Annotated in this window: 16 protein-coding genes; 5 read left to right on the top strand and 11 right to left on the bottom strand. The window is 65.8% G+C overall.

Going from position 1 to position 15,963, the window contains the following annotated elements; translation table 11 throughout:
• Window positions 1-2: 2 nt before the first annotated feature.
• The 6 genes from flgG to flgB all read right to left on the bottom strand — a co-directional run bounded on the left by flgG (window position 3) and on the right by flgB (window position 5,047).
• A complete protein-coding gene (gene flgG / locus OKW45_RS33220; RefSeq protein ID WP_018418763.1) occupies window positions 3-791 on the bottom strand; it encodes a flagellar basal-body rod protein FlgG in 789 nt (262 codons plus the stop codon).
• Between the two features lie 106 nt (window positions 792-897).
• Window positions 898-1,656 carry a flagellar basal-body rod protein FlgF gene (gene flgF / locus OKW45_RS33215; protein ID WP_018418764.1) on the bottom strand — a complete coding sequence of 253 codons (759 nt, stop codon included), beginning with the start codon at window positions 1,654-1,656 and terminating at the stop codon, window positions 898-900.
• A gap of 17 nt (window positions 1,657-1,673) precedes the next feature.
• Window positions 1,674-3,203: a flagellar hook protein FlgE gene (locus OKW45_RS33210; protein ID WP_429473084.1), complete on the bottom strand. Its 1,530-nt coding sequence runs from the start codon at window positions 3,201-3,203 to the stop codon at window positions 1,674-1,676.
• Between the two features lie 43 nt (window positions 3,204-3,246).
• Window positions 3,247-3,981: a flagellar hook assembly protein FlgD gene (locus OKW45_RS33205; protein WP_018418766.1), complete on the bottom strand. Its 735-nt coding sequence runs from the start codon at window positions 3,979-3,981 to the stop codon at window positions 3,247-3,249.
• A gap of 10 nt (window positions 3,982-3,991) precedes the next feature.
• A complete protein-coding gene (gene flgC / locus OKW45_RS33200) occupies window positions 3,992-4,417 on the bottom strand; it encodes a flagellar basal body rod protein FlgC (protein WP_026225509.1) in 426 nt (141 codons plus the stop codon).
• A gap of 129 nt (window positions 4,418-4,546) precedes the next feature.
• On the bottom strand, window positions 4,547-5,047 hold the full coding sequence (gene flgB, locus OKW45_RS33195) for a flagellar basal body rod protein FlgB (RefSeq protein WP_429473083.1): 501 nt from the start codon (window positions 5,045-5,047) through the stop codon (window positions 4,547-4,549).
• 218 nt (window positions 5,048-5,265) lie between these two features.
• Here flgB and flgA point away from each other — a divergent pair, with 218 nt between their 5' ends.
• The 5 genes from flgA (at window position 5,266) to OKW45_RS33170 (ending at window position 8,687) form a co-directional block, all read left to right on the top strand.
• A complete protein-coding gene (flgA, locus tag OKW45_RS33190) occupies window positions 5,266-6,729 on the top strand; it encodes a flagellar basal body P-ring formation chaperone FlgA (RefSeq protein ID WP_429473082.1) in 1,464 nt (487 codons plus the stop codon).
• Between the two features lie 177 nt (window positions 6,730-6,906).
• Complete coding sequence (gene flgM, locus OKW45_RS33185; protein ID WP_018418770.1) at window positions 6,907-7,266, top strand: flagellar biosynthesis anti-sigma factor FlgM; 360 nt, start codon at window positions 6,907-6,909, stop codon at window positions 7,264-7,266.
• A gap of 94 nt (window positions 7,267-7,360) precedes the next feature.
• Window positions 7,361-7,807 carry a flagella synthesis protein FlgN gene (locus tag OKW45_RS33180; protein WP_018418771.1) on the top strand — a complete coding sequence of 149 codons (447 nt, stop codon included), beginning with the start codon at window positions 7,361-7,363 and terminating at the stop codon, window positions 7,805-7,807.
• A 290-nt stretch (window positions 7,808-8,097) separates the two neighbouring features.
• A complete protein-coding gene (locus tag OKW45_RS33175; RefSeq protein WP_018418772.1) occupies window positions 8,098-8,280 on the top strand; it encodes a type II toxin-antitoxin system HicA family toxin in 183 nt (60 codons plus the stop codon).
• Window positions 8,277-8,687 carry a type II toxin-antitoxin system HicB family antitoxin gene (locus tag OKW45_RS33170; protein WP_429473081.1) on the top strand — a complete coding sequence of 137 codons (411 nt, stop codon included), beginning with the start codon at window positions 8,277-8,279 and terminating at the stop codon, window positions 8,685-8,687. Before OKW45_RS33175 ends, OKW45_RS33170 begins: the two co-directional genes overlap by 4 nt.
• A 93-nt stretch (window positions 8,688-8,780) precedes the next feature.
• Here the strand turns inward: OKW45_RS33170 and OKW45_RS33165 are convergent, their stop codons facing one another.
• The 5 genes from OKW45_RS33165 to flhB all read right to left on the bottom strand — a co-directional run bounded on the left by OKW45_RS33165 (window position 8,781) and on the right by flhB (window position 15,952).
• The gene (locus OKW45_RS33165; RefSeq protein ID WP_018418774.1) at window positions 8,781-9,515 is read right to left on the bottom strand and encodes an RNA polymerase sigma factor FliA; all 735 of its coding nucleotides are present in this window, start codon (window positions 9,513-9,515) and stop codon (window positions 8,781-8,783) included.
• A gap of 30 nt (window positions 9,516-9,545) precedes the next feature.
• Window positions 9,546-10,415, bottom strand: a complete 870-nt coding sequence (locus tag OKW45_RS33160) for a MinD/ParA family ATP-binding protein (protein ID WP_018418775.1) — start codon at window positions 10,413-10,415, stop codon at window positions 9,546-9,548.
• Window positions 10,408-12,369, bottom strand: a complete 1,962-nt coding sequence (flhF, locus tag OKW45_RS33155) for a flagellar biosynthesis GTPase FlhF (protein ID WP_429473080.1) — start codon at window positions 12,367-12,369, stop codon at window positions 10,408-10,410. Before flhF ends, OKW45_RS33160 begins: the two co-directional genes overlap by 8 nt.
• Before the next feature lie 248 nt (window positions 12,370-12,617).
• Window positions 12,618-14,720 carry a flagellar biosynthesis protein FlhA gene (gene flhA, locus OKW45_RS33150; RefSeq protein ID WP_429473079.1) on the bottom strand — a complete coding sequence of 701 codons (2,103 nt, stop codon included), beginning with the start codon at window positions 14,718-14,720 and terminating at the stop codon, window positions 12,618-12,620.
• Entirely contained in the window at window positions 14,717-15,952 is a 1,236-nt protein-coding gene (gene flhB, locus OKW45_RS33145; protein ID WP_429473078.1) for a flagellar biosynthesis protein FlhB, read from the bottom strand. The genes flhA and flhB overlap by 4 nt, the downstream gene beginning before the upstream one ends.
• Window positions 15,953-15,963: the final 11 nt, after the last annotated feature.

Genomic DNA, 15,963 nt, shown 5'->3' with positions numbered 1-15,963 from the left:
CCTCAAACCTGCATCTGGCTCAAGGTCTGCAGCATCTGGTCGGAGGTCGTCACGGCCTTGCTGTTGATTTCGTACGCGCGCTGCGTCTGGATCATGTTCACCAGCTCCTGTACGACGTTCACGTTCGACGCTTCCACGTAACCCTGGTTGAGCGTGCCCGCGGCGTTCAGGCCCGGTTGCGACACGTTCGGCGCACCAGACGACGCGGTCTCCGCGAACAGATTCTCGCCCTTCGAGTCGAGGCCGGCCGGGTTGATGAAGGTCGCGAGCTGCATCGTGCCGAGCTGCTGCGTATTGCTCGAGCCGGCCACGGTGATCGACACCGCGCCGTCGCTGCCGATCGTCAGCGAGGTCGCATTGGTCGGGATCGTGATCGCCGGAATCACCTGATAGCCGCTCGACGTGACGAGCTGACCCTGCGCGTTGGTCTGGAACGAGCCGTCGCGCGTGTAGGCCGTCGTGCCGTCGGGCATCTGCACCTGGAAGAAGCCCGCGCCATTGATCGCGACGTCCTTCGAGTTGCCGGTCTGCTGCAGGTTGCCCTGCGTGTACAGACGCTCGGTCGCGACCTGTTGCACGCCGGTGCCGAGCTGGATGCCGGACGGCAGTTCGGTTTGCTGCGTCGAGTTCGCGCCCGGCTGGCGGATGGTCTGGTACAGCAGATCCTCGAACACCGCGCGCGAGCCCTTGAAGCCGTTGGTGCTGACGTTCGCGAGGTTGTTCGAGATCACGTCCATCTGCGCCTGCTGCGCATTCATGCCGGTGGCGGCGATATACAGTGAGCGGTTCACTTATGGTTCTCCAATGTCGGGCGGAGTTGGCGCTTTAGCGCTTGCTCCGGCCCCATGCAAAGCTGTCTCGGAGCGCGCCTCGTAGGGCGCCCCGCGCGGCAATCCGTTAGCTGAAGCTGAGCAGCTGGTTGGCGGACTGATCGTTCTTGTCGGCGTTTTCCAGCAACTGCGTCTGCATCTGGAACTGGCGCGCGTTGGTGATCATCGAGACCATCGCGCTGACCGGATTCACATTGCTGCCTTCGAGCGACGCCGGCGCGACCGTCACGGTCGGATCGGCGTCGGCGGGGTTGCCGTCGGCGGTGCGAAACAGACCGTCATCGCCACGCGTGAGCGACTGCGGATCGGGATTGACGAGCTTCAGCTGATCGACGGTGACCACAGCGGTGGGCGGATCGCCCGGCGTCAATGCCGACACCGTGCCGTCCTTGCCGATCGTGATCTGTGCGCCCGGCGGCACCGATACCGGCCCGCCGTTGCCGAGCACGACCTGATTGGTCGCGTTCACGAGCTGGCCGTTTTCGTCGATGTGCAGATTGCCCGCGCGCGTGTAGGCCTCGTTGCCGTCGGCGGTCTGCACCGACAGCCAGCCCGGCCCCTGAATCGCGACGTCGAGCGGATTGCCCGTCTGCTGGATCGGCCCCGGCGTGTAGTCGGCGCCCGGTGTCGACGACAGCACGAAGGTGCGGGTCGTGTCGTCGTTGATCGTGCTGCCGTCGCCGAACGACATCGGCACGGCGCGGTAGGTTTCGAGCTGCGCGCGAAAGCCCGTGGTCGATGCGTTCGCGAGGTTGTTCGCGACGATCGCCTGCTGTTCGAGCGCCTGGGCGCTGCCCGACATCGCGGTGTAGATCAGCCGATCCATGAAGAGGTCCCGTTCGCTTACAGGTTGATCAGGGTTTGGTCGACGGCCTGCTGGGTCTTGATCGTCTGCGCGTTCGCCTGATAGTTGCGCTGCGCGGTGATCAGGTTGACCAGCTCGCTCGTCAGATCGACGTTCGAGTTCTCGACCGCGCCGCCTTGCAGCACGCCGTGATTGGTCGATCCCGGCGTCGAGATCTGCGCGACGCCCGAGGCAGCCGTCTGGCCGTACTCGTTGTTGCCGAGATCGACGAGGCCGTTCTGGTTCGAGAAGTTCGCGAGCACGATCTGGCCAAGCGCCGCGGTTTCGCCGTTCGAGTAGTTGCCGGTCAGCGTGCCGTCGGAGCCGACTGTGAAGCCGGTGAGCTGGCCGGCCGCGTAGCCGTCGGTCTGCAGGTTGTTCACGCCGTCCTTGCCGCCGTACTGCGTCGTCGTGCCGATGTTCAGCGTGAGGTTCTGCGGCGTCGACGAACCATCGGCGGTCGGGATCGAGAAGGTGAAGCCGCCGAGCGTAGGGGTGGCAACGTACGTCGCGGGCGTGGTGGCCGGAACGACGGGCTGGGTCGTGCTGACCAGCTTGCCCGACGAATTGAAGCTCGCCTGGCCGACCAGCGACGCCGTGCCGGTCGAGGTGCCCGCGTAGACGTTCCACGTGCCGGCACCGGTCTTGGCGAAATACATGTTGACCGTCTGCGAGCCGCCGAGCGAATCGTAGGCCGTCGTGCTGGTCGAGTAGTTGTAGGTCGTCGAGTCGTTCTGGTTGAACGCAGTCGGCGTTGGCGCGACGGTGTAGGTAGTGGTAGCCGACGGTGTGCCGGTGAACGTCACGCTCTGGCCATTGCCGAGCGTGATCGCCGTGCCGGCCGTGTAGGTGCCGGAAACCGGAGCGGTGCCAGCCGTCGTGTCGGTAACCGTGTAACCACCGGCGCCGTCGAAGGTGATCGAGTAGGTGTCGTTGTTGGTGTTCGCAGTCGCGTCGGTGATCGTCGCGCCAGTCGTTGTCAGCGCCGTGCCGCCGGTGTTGGTCACCGTCGGCGCGCTCAGCATGATGTTGTCCTGCGCGTTCAGGTTCAGGCCCGCGGTGATCGAGGTGGTCGCCTGCGGCGCGATGTTCGCGGTTGGCACCTGCAGCGGCACGGTCTGCGCGGTGTTGATGATGCCCGAGCCATTGGCCGCGTAGCCCATCAGATCGAGGCCCTGCGCGTTCGTGATGAAGCCGTTCTTGTCGAGCTGGAACACGCCGTTGCGCGAATAGGTCAGCGTGCCGTTGTTCGACATCTGGAAGAAGCCGTTGCCGTTGATCGCGACGTTCAGTGCCTGGTTCGTCGTCGTGAGCGTGCCTTGCGAGAATTGCTGCTGCACTTCGGACAGTTGCGTACCGATACCGATCTGCTGGCTCGTCGCGGTCGCGACCGAATTGGCGTACATGTCGGCGAATTCCGCGGTGCCGCTCTTGAAGCCGACGGTGTTGGCGTTGGCGATGTTGTTGCCGATCACGTCGAGATCGCTCGACGACGCCGACAGACCGCTCAAACCTGTTTGGTAACTCATGACGTACTCCGTATCTGTAAAGTCGTAACTGAATGGACCCGGACTACAGGATCGCCGCGACGCCGGTCAGGTCGACCGTCGAGCCGTTCGACAGCACGAGGCCCGGCGTGCCGCTGCTCTGCTGGACGACGCTTTCCACCGTCGCGCCGGTGAGCGTGGTAGCCGTCGCCTGCTGGCCGTTGATCGTGCCTGTCGCGGTGATCGTGTAGGTGCCGTCGGGGAGCGTGTTGCCCGCGGAATCGGTCGGCGTCCAGCCAACCGGAATCGTGCCGGCCGACTGCTTGCCGAGATCGAGCGTGTTGACGATCGTGCCGGCCGAGTTCTTCACGACGATCTGCAGGTCGCTGACGGAGTTCGCGAGCGTGACGCCGAACTCGTTCGTCTTGCCGCTCGCCACGGTGATCGAGTTGCCCGGTGCCAGCACGGTCGAACCGATCAGCAGCGCGGCCTGCGACTGCTGGCCCGCCGACAGCTGCGTCGACAGCGAGGTGAGCGACGTATTGAGCTGGCTGATGCCCTGCACCGTGCTGATCTGGGCGAGCTGCGAGGTCATCTGCGAGCTGTCCATCGGATTGGTCGGGTCCTGGTTCTTCATTTGCGCGACGAGCAGCTCCAGAAAGGTGTTCTGCAGGTCCGCCGCCGAAGTGCCCGACGAACTGCTCGACGTGCTGCTCGTCGAGCTGGTCGCGCTCGAGCTGCTGCTCGTGCCGTTCATCGTGTCGAGCAGCGTCTGCGAAACGGTCGTGCCGCTGCCGCCGATCGTGGTGTTGGTGGTCAAGGCTCTCTCCTCAGGTTCCGATCGTGAGCGTTTTCAGCATCAGGGTTTTGGCGGTGTTCAGCGTTTCGACGTTGGCCTGGTACGAGCGCGAGGCCGAGATCATGTTGACCATCTCCTGCACCGGGTCGACGTTGGGCAGCGTCACGTAGCCGTTCGCGTCGGCGGCCGGATTGCCGGGCTCGTACGCGGTCTTCATCGGCGACGGATCGTCGACCACGCCGGTCACCTGCACGCCGCCGACCTGCTGGCCGGAGCGTGTGCGCGCGCCGCCGAGCGGGCTCACCGCGAACACGACCTGCTTGGCCTTGTACGGCTGACCGTCGGGGCCCGTCGTGCTGTCCGCGTTGGCGAGGTTCGACGCCGTCACGTTGAGCCGCTCCGACTGCGCCGACATCGCGGAGCCCGCGACACCAAAAATATTCATCAGGGATGGCATGTTTCCTGACCTCTCCTGCCGGTTCGCACCGGCTTTACGTTAAGTCCCGTAGCGTTTCTGTTCGTGCGTGCGTGCTGCCTTTATTCAGCTGCTGTGCGCTCTGCTTGCCTGCCGTGCGGCGGGCCGGGCTTACGACGAGCCCGACGTGATCGCCGACAGCATCGTCTTGATCTGGTTCGACACGACCGTCATACCCGACTCGAAGTGCACCGTGTTGTCGGCGAACTGCACGCGCTCGGTGTCGACGTCGACCGTGTTGCCATCGAGCGCCGGCTGCACCGGGATCCGGTATTGCAGGTTGCCGTAATCGTCGGGGCTACCGCCCGTCGCCGTCAGGCTGGCCTTGCCGCTCATGTGGCCGGCCTCGGTCGTGTTCATCGACATGCCGCTCGTCACGCCCGCGGGTTGCGTCATCGCGAGCGTCGAGCTGTTCGATGCGCCTTGGCCCGCGGTGCTGCCGCCCGTCTTCTTCAGCGCGCCGGCCAGCGACGACGCGAAGTCGATATCGCGCGCCTTGTAGCCGGGCGTGTCGGCGTTCGCGATATTCGACGACAGCAGTTCCTGCCGGTATGCGCGCACATCCATCGCCTGCCGGCCGAATGCGAATTCGGCATCGAGCTTGTCCAGCATCGGAATCTCCCGAGAACGTTTCCAAGGCCGTCCCGTGTGCGCATCGTGAGAGACACGCGGCGGGTGCGAAGGCCTTTTTGCATGTGATGCATCTTATGGGCCGCGCGCAAGCGGCAATCGGACGAATAACCGGGAAAGGGGGCTTCTATTCAACGTTTGCGCGAAAGGGGGGCTCACTAGAATGCAAGGCGTACCGATGCATTCGATGGAGACCCGCGATGGACCAGCCCACCAACACCTTGCCGCAGCCGGCGAGCGGCACGACGATGCGTCGCGTGGGAGGTGGCCGGGTCGATGGTTCGGAGGGCGCGCTCGCCCAGCCGGTGCCGCGCTCTTTCTCGCGTTGCCTTGCGCATTGCCTGACGCGGGTGGCCGTCAACGTCGCGGTATGGGTTGCGGGCGGTATCGTGTTGCTGCCGGCTACGACCCAGGCGCAGGATGCGGGCGGCCCGATCGTGATTGCCGGGCCCGCCGAGAAAAATCCCGCCGCGCTGAACGATCTCGCGCAACGGATTCAGACGCCGGCGCAGCGCAGCGCGTCGGCGGCGTCGCTCGCTGCGGCGACCGCACAGTCGCTCGGCCGCGCGAGCGGATCGCGCGACACCGATACGTTCGGGCGCGCCGCGAGCGCAAGCGGCGCGATCGTCATTCCGGGCGCGGGCGAGCCCGCTGCCGCCGCGCCTGCAATCATCCGCACCAACTTCAAACCGGACGCCACCGGCGTCGTGACGATTCCGCCGGCGGCCAGCACTGGGGCGTCGGGCGTCGCGCGTGTCAATGTCGAAGCGGGCCCGGTCGCCAGCGTCGCGAATCAGCGCGTGGTCGCGGCCAGTGCGCCGCAAGGCGACGGTTTCGACAGTCTCGCCGCGCGCGGCGAGCCACCCGTGTTCGGCGCGAATGGCAAGCCGATCGCGGCCGCTGCGGCGCAGGCGGCGCATCCCGGCATCGCGAGAGCGCCTGCGGCGTCGCCTGGCTCGCGCCAACCGGCGGCCGTCATTGCACAGAGAACGCCGCAGACCGCTACCGCCGCGGCGGCTGCGCAAGCCGCGCCGCTGCCGGGCCAGCAGGACCCGGAAGCGATTCACGCGAGCGCGCTCGCGTTCCTGCAACAGCAGGCCGTCGGCCTGCCCGGCAAAGCCGACATCACTGTCGCGCCCGCGTTTCCGCGCGGCCTCGCCGCGTGCACGTCGCTCGAACCGTTCATGCCGACCGGCGCGCGCCTGTGGGGCCGGCTGACGGTCGGCGTGCGCTGCTCGGGCGAGCGGCCGTGGACCATCTATCTGCAGGCGCGCATCTCGCTGCATGCGACCTACTACCTCGCCGCCCGCGCGATGGCGCCGGGCGAAGTGCTCACGGCCGCCGACCTCGTCGCGCGCGAAGGCGACCTGACCGGCCTGCCGCAGGCGATCGTCACCGACCCGTCGCAGGCGGTCGGCTCGGTCTCGCTCGCGCGGATCGCGGGCGGCATGCCGCTGCGCCGCGACATGCTGAAGAGCGCGTCGGCAGTGGTGTTCGGCCAGACCGTGCGGGTCATCGCGGCCGGCGACGGTTTCTCGATCTCGTCCGAGGGCAGCGCGATGAACAACGCGTCGCCGGGCCAGCAGGTGCGCGTGAAGACCGCCAACGGCCAGATCATCTCCGGCATCGTCAAGGACGGCGGCACGGTGGAGATCCAGATGTGAGCGGGCTGGCGGCAACGAGCACCGTCGAAACGGTCGGCCCCCCGGTGGCCAGGCCAGACGGACGGGGATTGAAAGGGGTAGATGGCCACCTGGCGGCGAGCCGGGTGTCGAGCGATTGCGCTAAAGTTTTGATCAGCGGTTGCCGTTATCAGGATCAAATCGTTAGGGAAGCCAATCGTGAAAGTCGATCCCACCACCTCTTCAAATCTACCGTCGTTGAAAGACGCTTTGTCCCGTTCGCAGCAGGGCGACGAAGCCACGCCGGCAGCCAGCACCACGCAGGGCGCGACGAGCACGGCCGCGCCGGCCGCGAGCAGCGCGTCGGGCGACACGAGCGTGAGCCTGTCGGGTCTGTCGCAGCATTTGCGCAGCCTCGCGGCCTCCGGCTCGGCCGACATCGACACGGCGCACGTCGAGTCGATCAAACAGGCGATCAAGGACGGCACACTGCAGATCGACTCCGGCAAGATCGCCGACGGCGTGCTGCAGACGGCGCGCGACCTGTTGCAGAACAAAACCTCGTCGACCGGCAACTGATCGGCATTTCGCCGCGCGGTGATCTGCCGGGCGGCGTCCGACCAACCCGGTTCGCGCGCTGTTCGCGAGCCAGTCTGCGTAGCGAGTTGTTGATATGAAAGACGCCCTCGTTGCTACCCTGATCGAAGAATATTCGACCGTCGAGGCATTCGCCTCCATCCTCACTCTCGAAACCAAAGCGCTGACGGCGGTCTCGCCGCTGGAGCAGTTGCCCGCGATCGTGGAGAAGAAAACCGAGCTGATCGGCGTGCTCGCGAGGCTCGAAGCCGCGCGCGACTCGCATCTGGCCGAACTCGGCTTTCCGACCGGCTGGTCCGGCATGGAGCTCGCGGCCAGCACCGACGCGCGCGTCGCGACGCAATGGAAGCTGCTGCAGAAAGCCGCGGATCGCGCGCGGCGCGTCAATACCAACAACGGCGAGCTGATCCGCGTGCGGATGGACTACAACGAGCGTGCGCTAAAGGCGCTGCAAGTCAACGTGCCGCGCAAGACGAATCTGTACGGGCCGGATGGACGAGTTCCGGCTTATTCGGGACTTTGATCGGCCCGCCTGCCGGCCTGCAATCGGAGCAATCTACGAAATGAATGAAAAAGCCCGTCGATGACGGGCTTTTTCGTTTTCCCCCGCCGCTTTTCCACCCACTTCCTTGTCCGTTCCGCGCTGCGTTAGCCGTTCGGCTAGCTGGCGCTAGTCCGCCTCGTCACGTTGAAATGGTGACTTCGTTCGAGCTTTCGCCAACGCCGCGGCTTCGACGTGGCCGCAATCCGGCGGGTGGAATCTTGTTTGCTCGTTAGTTTGTGTAGGCGTGTGTATAATGGAGGGTATGATGTATGAACAGTGCCGAGGTCGTCAAATTGATTCAAGCGAACGGCTGGCAGCTCGTTCGCATAGCGGGCAGTCACCATCATTTCAGGCACCCGGGAAAACGGGGGCTCGTGACCGTCCCGCATCCGAAAAAAGATTTGCCGGCCGGCACGCTGAACAGCATTCTGAAACAGGCGGGGCTCAAATGAAGCATCTGATCTTTCCGATCGCCATCGAACCCGGAGACAACACGCACGCGTTCGGCGTCGTGGTGCCCGATATTCCAGGCTGCTACTCCGCGGGCGACACACTCGAACAAGCGTATGTGAACGCGAAAGAGGCAATCGAATCGCATCTCGAAACCTTGCTCGACGAAGGGCTGCCACTGCCCGAGCCTCTCACGCTAGGCGAGCATCGGCGCGATCCCGAGTTCGCGGGGTTCACATGGGGTTTCGTGACGACGCGCAATATTCCGGCGTTGAAGAAGGCGGTTCGCATCAACATCTCGCTGCCCGAAGTGCTGGTGCAGGAGATCGACGCGTATGCGCAGGCGCGCGGTATGTCGCGCTCGGCGTTTCTCGCGCTCGCCGCCGAGCATGAGATGGCGAACGCCTGAGCAACGGTAGGCGGCACAGGCGCGCATCGGCATCGGCGCACCGCCGCATTTGAAAGCAGCGCTTGAAAGACGGCGTGCTGCGCCGCGGTGGCGTCAGTTCGTTTCGGCGTTCGCCCAGGCCATTTCGCGCAGTCGGGTGCGCAGGCGTGCCACGGCCTGGCTATGCAACTGACACACGCGCGATTCGCTGACTTCCATCACCGCGCCGATTTCGCGCAGATTCATGCCGCGCTCGTAGTACAGCGACATCAGCAGCTTCTCGCGCTCCGGCAAGCGGTCGATCGCTTCGATGAGCGCTGAGCGCAGGCTGTCGTCGAGCAGCGCCGAGAGCGGATCGGAATGATCGACGCAGTAGCGGTCCAGAAAAGGTTCGTCGTCGGCGGAGCGGTCGAAGTCTTCGTAGTAGATCAGCTGGCTGCCATGCAGGTCCTGCAGCATCGACTGATATTCCTCGAGCGGCATTTGCAGGTGCTCGGCGACCTCCGCCTCGCTCGCCGAGCGGCCGAGGTTCTGCTCCACCTTGTGCACCGCTGATTCCACTTCGCGCGAGGTGCGGCGCAGGCTGCGCGGCAGCCAGTCGTTGCTGCGCAGCTCGTCGAGCATCGCGCCGCGAATCCGCTGGCTGGCATAGGTCTCGAACTGCGCGCCCTGGTCTTCCTTGTAGCGGCCGGCGGCATCCAGCAAACCGATCATGCCGGCCTGGATCAGGTCGTCGAGATCGACGCTCGCCGGCATTTTCGCGACAAGCTGCAAGCCGAGTCGACGCACGAGCGGTGCGTACTTCGTCAAAACTTCGGCCTGAGAAATCTTTCCCTGAGCGTTGTACATCGTGCTCCCCTTGTCCTTCGTGCACGCGTTTTAAGCGTGATGCGCGGACGGTTGGTCGGCGTGGTGCGCCGCTGTAACTGTCGCAGGCGCCCGCCAGGGCGTTTGCGACGACATCGCTGGCCGCATCGGCCAGTACTGCAATTCGGCGGCGAGATGGCGGAAGTCGCGCGCGGCCGGTGTCGACGGAAACGCGTCGACCACGCAGCGCGACAGCTCGAGTGCCCGTGCGATGCGCACGTCGGCCGCAATGCAGCCGGCGTTTTCCAACGCGACGGTCAGGTAACGGCCGGCCACGCCGGCGAGATTCGCGAACGCGGCTTGCGCGTCGTTGGCGCTTTGCACGTGATTCGCGAGCACGCGCAACTGCGCGATCGCGTGCGCGTAATGCAAACGCTTGATGCACGCATAGGCCTCGGTGATCGCTTCGCCCGACATGCGCGCGACGATCATCACGTCATGCGCCTGCTTCGCGAGCGGCGACAGATGCCCTTCGTCGTCGAGCTGCGCGTCGATCAGCACGATATCGGCCGAGCCGCCGAGCAGCGCACTGAGTTCGGCCTCCGTATGCCCCTCGCGGTTGTTGCGCGAGGCGGACAGCACCGAAAAGCCGAGCGCGTGACGCGCGGCGGCGAAATCGACCGGGCTCTCGCCGCGCATCACCGCCGCGAAGTTGCCCGCGCCGCGCAAGCCGCCAAGCATCGCGCTCACCGATTTCTCACCGACGCATTCGTCGATCACCAGCACGTCCTTGCCCTGCTGTGCGAGCGCCGCGGCGAGGTTGACCGCCACGGTCGTATTGCCGACGCCCGACGACGCAGCCGCCAACGCGATCACGCGCGCGCCGCCGCGCGCGAGGAGCCGCCGCAACCCTTCGGCTTGATCTGAAATGAACTTATCCAAAGCGAACCTCGTGCAGCTCGGCCGTCGAACGTGCGGACAGCGAGGACAGCAAAGCGGGGATGTCGTCGTCGTGCGGCACGAACGGCGAGTTGTCGCGCGGAATGCAGAAGGTGCTCTTGATCAGGAATTTTTTCGTCGCGACGTAAAGGTTCTCCGGCACCTTCTGTCCGGTCGATACGTAATGCACCGGCAGCTTGTAGCGGATCACCGTATCGAGCACGCCGCCGAGGTTGGTCGCTTCGTCGAGCTTGGTCAGAATGCAGCCGGCGAGCGGCTGCTGGTCCGGCGCGCGCTGATACGCCTGCACGACTTCGTTCAGCGTGTCGCCGTGGCTCGTCGCGTTGAGCAGCAACAGACGCTGTACCGGCTGGCCGGCGCGGCTTAGCATCGCGATCTGGTCGGACACGAGCCGGTCGCGCTGGCTCATACCGATCGTGTCGATCAGCACGATGTGCTTGTTGCGCAACTCCGAGAGCGCGAGCTGCAGATCGGCGCTGTCCTTCACCGCATGCACCGACACGCCGAGAATCTTGCCGAAGATGCGCAGCTGTTCATGACCGCCGATGCGGTAGCTGTCGGTCGTCAGCAGCGCCACCTTGCTCGCGCCGAAGCGCATCACGCAGCGCGCTGCGAGCTTCGCGGTGGTCGTCGTCTTGCCGACGCCGGTCGGCCCCATCAGCGCGAATACGCCGCCGCGCTCCATCAGCGCGTCTTCGTCCTCCATCACCGGCAGGTTCGACTCGAGCACCGAGCGCACCCAGTCCATGCCGCCGTCCATTGTGTCGACATCTTCGGGCAGGTTATCGACCAGCATCTGCACGAGCTGCGCGGAAAAGCCGGCGGCGAACAGATGCTTGGTGAGCGCGGCGCGTGCGGGACTGCGGCGCTGTCGATCGCCCCACAGCAGACCCGCGAAGTGCTCTTCCATCATGTCGCGCATCGACGACAGCTCGTTCATCACGGTGTCCTTGACGACCTGCTCCATGCGCCCCTTGATCGCTTCGGCGACGGCGGACGGCGTGCGGCTTTCGTCAGTAGCGGACGGCACGGGTGCGATCTTCTGAGCGGCGCGGCGCGCGGCGACTTCGGCGGCTTCGCGCGCCCAGTCGGGCGTGTCGATCAGCGGCGGCACGGCGGCCGGCCGCGCGTCGACCGCGCTGCCGAGGCCTTTGGCGGTCGCGACGGCGGGCGTCATCGCGGCGGGACGCGCGCTGTATTGGCCGCTCTGTTGCTGCTGCTCGGCCGCGATGCGGCGCGCGTGATCGATGAGCCACGGATTCGACTCCGCCATCGTGCGCGGCGCGGCGGCTTCGCTCGATGCGATAGCCGGCGGTACCGGCCCGCCGGCAGCTTTCAGCAAATCCGCGCGGATGTCTTTCGACAGGCGCGCGGCCGCGGCGCGGGCGCTTGCGCCGGAAGGCGTGGCGGCAGCGGCGCCCGTGGCCGGTGCGTTGAACGATGTGGCCGCGCTGGAGGCCGACTGGCTCACGGCGGGCGCGGCGCCTGTCGCGATGGCCGCGGACGCGCCGGTCGTGCCCAGCATCGCCGGGCCGATTGGCGGATTGCCGGGCAACGCGGCGGCCATGAAATCCGCAGCCGCATTCGCCGGCTCGATCGCCGGCGTCGCTTCACCACCCGCTTCCGGGCTCGCGCCGAACACCGACGAAAACACGTCCGGCATTGCGCTCGCGTACGGATTCGTCGGCGCCGCGAACAAGCCGCGCGGCGCTAACGTCGATGCCGCACCTGAGCCCGTGCCGAGCGCCGCGGCCTGCGCGCCTTCGCGCGCTTTCGGCGTGATCGCGGCGAGATCGCTATCGGCGAGCGCGACGATTTCGACGCTGCCGTCGTCCATCGTGCGATTCGACAGCACGACCGCATCGGGGCCAAGTGCTTCGCGAACGAGACGCAACGCATCGCGACTGGTAGCACCGACAAATTTACGAATGTTCAAGCTGGACCCCCGATGAGGTATACGGACTGACGGACCGGCAATACACCGCTTCCCATTGCGACCAATTATTGCGAAAGGCGTCGGGCGACGATCGATGGATAAAGACCGTTAAAGGTGGGTAATTCGCGCGATGGACACACGGCAGACGCATCGTTCGACGAGCCTGGGAGAGCCGTGCAAACGCAAACCGGCGCCCCATTGGAGCGCCGGTTTGCGTTGTATCGACAGCCGCGAGCGAGCGACCTTCGTCAGCCGTGCGCGCCGATCAGATTGACCACCTTGACGTTGCGCGTATCGGGCACTTCCGCATACGAGAGCACCTTCAGCTGCGGCAGGCTGCGGCGCAGGAAGCGCGCGAGCATTGGCCGCAGTGCGTGCTGCACCAGCAGCACCGGAGCGAGGCCCAGGTTCTGCTGACGCGTCATCGCTTTCTGCGTTTCGGTGAGCAGCGTGTTCGCGAGACCCGGTTCGAGGCCCGGGTTCGGTCCGGTCGATAGCGCCTGCGACAGCACCCGTTCGAGGTTCGCGTCGAGGCCCATCACCTGCATGTCGGCGGTGCCGGGGAACCACTGCTGCGTGATCGCGCGGCCCAGCGCGAGCCGCACCGCGGCGGTGAGGTCGTGCGGGTCGGTGAGCTTGGTCGCGTGTTCGGCGAGCGCTTCGAGGATCGTGCGCATGTCGCGAATCGGCACGCCTTCTTCGAGCAGGTTCTGCAGCACCTTTTGCAGCGTGGTGAGCGGCAGCATCTTCGGCACCAGATCGTCGACGAGCGACGCCGTGTCCTTCTGCATCCGCTCGACCAGCGACTGCACCTCGCGGCGGCCGAGCAGCTCCGACGCGTGCGTGACGACGAGGTGATTCAGGTGCGTCGCGACCACCGTGCTCGAATCGACGACCGTGTAGCCGTATACCTGCGCCTGTTCGCGCAGATTCGTGTCGATCCAGATGGCGGGCAGGCCGAACGCCGGGTCCTGGGTCGGCGTGCCCGGCAGCGCGGCCGATACCTGGCCCGGGTTGATCGCGAGCCACTGGCCCGGATACGCCTCGCCCGAGCCGACCTCGACGCCCTTCAACGCGATCCGATAGCCGTTCGGCCGCAATTCGAGGTTGTCGCGGATATGAATGACCGGCGGCAAGAAGCCGATTTCCTGCGCGAACTTCTTGCGGATGCTCTTGATCCGCTTGAGCAGCTCGCCGTCCGAGTTCTTGTCGACGAGCGGAATCAGCCGGTAGCCGACTTCGAGGCCGAGCGTGTCGATCATCGTCACGTCGTCCCAGCTCGCCTCGGCGTTTTCGACCGGCGCCAGCGCGGCCGGCGCGACGTCGACGAGCGCCGGTGCGTTCTTGCGCTCCTCGGTGCGCTTCTTTATCGTGCGGCCGAGCTGGATCAGGCCGCCGCCGAGAATCAGGAACGCGAAGTGCGGCATGCCCGGGATCAGGCCCATCAGCACGAGAATGCAGCCGGTGATCATCAGCACGCGCGGGTTCGTGAACAGTTGGCCGGTCAGCTGCGTGCCGATGTCCTCGTTGGTCGCGACGCGCGAGACGATCACGCCGGCCGCCGTCGAAATCACCAGCGACGGAATCTGCGCGACGAGGCCGTCGCCGATCGTCAGCAGCGTGTAGTTCTTGCCCGCCGCGGCAAAGCTCATGTCGTGCTGGACCATCCCGACGATCAGCCCGCCGATGATGTTGATCACCATGATCAGAAGGCCGGCGACCGCATCGCCTCGCACGAACTTGCTCGCACCGTCCATCGAGCCGTAGAACTCGGCTTCCTGCGAGATCTCCTTGCGCCGCGTGCGAGCCTGCTCTTCGTTGATGAGGCCGGCGTTCAGATCGGCGTCGATCGCCATCTGCTTGCCGGGCATCGCGTCGAGCGTGAAGCGCGCGGACACTTCGGCGATCCGCCCCGCGCCCTTGGTGATCACCATGAAGTTGATCACCATCAGGATCACGAATACGACGATACCAACCGCGAAGTTGCCGCCCACGAGGAAGTGGCCGAACGACTCGATCACCTGACCGGCCGCATCGGGACCGGTATGGCCTTCGAGCAGCACGACCCGCGTCGAGGCGACGTTCAGCGACAGCCGCAGCAGCGTCGAGAACAGCAGCACGCTCGGGAACGCGGCGAAGTCGAGCGGCTTCATCGTGTACATGCTGACGAGCAGCACCATCACCGACAGCGCGATGTTGAACGTGAACAGCAGATCCAGCAGGAACGGCGGCAACGGCAGAATCATCATGCCGAGGATCATGCAGATCAGCACCGGCCCGGCGAGGGCGCGCAGGTTGGTGCTGCTCAGCGCATCCGGCCGTCGGGCGAGGAAACCGGCGCGAGCGTTCATGCGGAGGCTCCGTTGTTGTCGTCGCTTGCGGCGTCTTTGGGGTTGTCGTCGGTCGGGTTCAGCGTGTTGGCGGCTTCCTCGGCGGCGTCCTCGTCCGATACGCCGCCCTTGTCGAGTTCGGGCGGTACGTCGAGTTCGGTCGGCGCGACCGGCACGTCGCCGCCTTCGGCCTTGAAGCGGCGCAGCTGATAGACCCACGCGAGCACTTCCGCGACCGCGCCATAGAGTGGCCCCGGAATCTCGCGATTCAGATCGACGTTGTGATAGAGCGCACGCGCGAGCGGCGGCGCTTCGAGCAGCGGCACGTTGTTTTCGGCGGCGATCTCGCGAATCCGCGCGGCCACGAGGTTCACGCCCTTCGCGACCACCTTCGGCGCGCGCATCTCGCCATCCGTGTATTGCAGCGCGACCGCGAAGTGCGTCGGGTTCGTCACGACCACGTCGGCCTTCGGCACTTGGGCCATCATGCGGCGCCGCGCGATCGCGCGCTGCTGCTGGCGAATCTTGCCCTTGATGTGCGGATCTCCTTCGCTCTCGCGATGCTCACGCTTCACCTCTTCCTTCGTCATGCGCAGCTTCTTGTGGAACGACCACAGCTGGTACGGCACGTCGAGCGCGGCCACCGCGAACATGCCGGCCACCGTCATGCCGCAGCACACCGCGATCAGATGCACGGAGTTGGCGAGCGCGAGATTGAGCGGCTGCGTCGCGAGCGCGAGGAATTGCTCGTGGCGATTCCAGATCGCCGTGCCGCCGATCAACCCCACCACCAGCGTCTTCGCGAGCGACATGCCGAGCTGGATCGGTCCGTTGATCGAAAACATGCGGCCGAGGCCCTCGATCGGGTTCAGCCGGTTGAACTTCGGCTCGAGCGCTTTCCCCGACAGCTGCCAGCCGCCCAGCGCCATCGGTGCGAGCAGCGCGGCAAGTCCGGTGACGCCGAGTATCGGCACGAGCGCGTAGAGTCCTTCGCGACCCGCTGTGCCCGCGCCGATCAGCATGCGGCTGGTGTCGAACGCGCTCGCGTGGTTGAAGGTGAGCGACGCACGCAGCATGTTCTGCAAATGCTCGCCGATGCTGCCCGACATGCCCCATACGCCGTAGAACCCGGCCGCGAGCAGCGCGAAGGTCGACAGTTCCCGCGAACGCACGATCTGCCCCTCCTCGCGCGCCTTCTGCAGGCGCCGAGGAGTGGCGGATTCGGTTTTTTCGAGGTCGCTGTCCTCTGCCACAAAGCTCTCCA

Origin of the sequence: Paraburkholderia lebeckiae (assembly GCF_050436225.1) — a bacterium.
Taxonomy (GTDB): domain Bacteria; phylum Pseudomonadota; class Gammaproteobacteria; order Burkholderiales; family Burkholderiaceae; genus Paraburkholderia; species Paraburkholderia tuberum.
The sequence above is the reverse complement of the archived record's forward strand: the minus strand, read 5'-3'. Positions and strand labels throughout refer to the sequence as shown.

Bases quoted from the DNA above. Each gene is read 5' to 3' on its own strand.
- flgF (WP_018418764.1), bottom strand. From the start codon at position 1,656: ATGGATCGGCTGATCTACACCGCGATGTCGGGCAGCGCCCAGGCGCTC.
- OKW45_RS33210 (WP_429473084.1), bottom strand. From the start codon at position 3,203: ATGAGTTACCAAACAGGTTTGAGCGGTCTGTCGGCGTCGTCGAGCGAT.
- flgC (WP_026225509.1), bottom strand. From the start codon at position 4,417: ATGCCATCCCTGATGAATATTTTTGGTGTCGCGGGCTCCGCGATGTCG.
- flgB (WP_429473083.1), bottom strand. From the start codon at position 5,047: ATGCTGGACAAGCTCGATGCCGAATTCGCATTCGGCCGGCAGGCGATG.
- flgA (WP_429473082.1), top strand. From the start codon at position 5,266: ATGGACCAGCCCACCAACACCTTGCCGCAGCCGGCGAGCGGCACGACG.
- OKW45_RS33180 (WP_018418771.1), top strand. From the start codon at position 7,361: ATGAAAGACGCCCTCGTTGCTACCCTGATCGAAGAATATTCGACCGTC.
- OKW45_RS33175 (WP_018418772.1), top strand. From the start codon at position 8,098: ATGAACAGTGCCGAGGTCGTCAAATTGATTCAAGCGAACGGCTGGCAG.
- OKW45_RS33170 (WP_429473081.1), top strand. From the start codon at position 8,277: ATGAAGCATCTGATCTTTCCGATCGCCATCGAACCCGGAGACAACACG.
- OKW45_RS33165 (WP_018418774.1), bottom strand. From the start codon at position 9,515: ATGTACAACGCTCAGGGAAAGATTTCTCAGGCCGAAGTTTTGACGAAG.
- flhA (WP_429473079.1), bottom strand. From the start codon at position 14,720: ATGAACGCTCGCGCCGGTTTCCTCGCCCGACGGCCGGATGCGCTGAGC.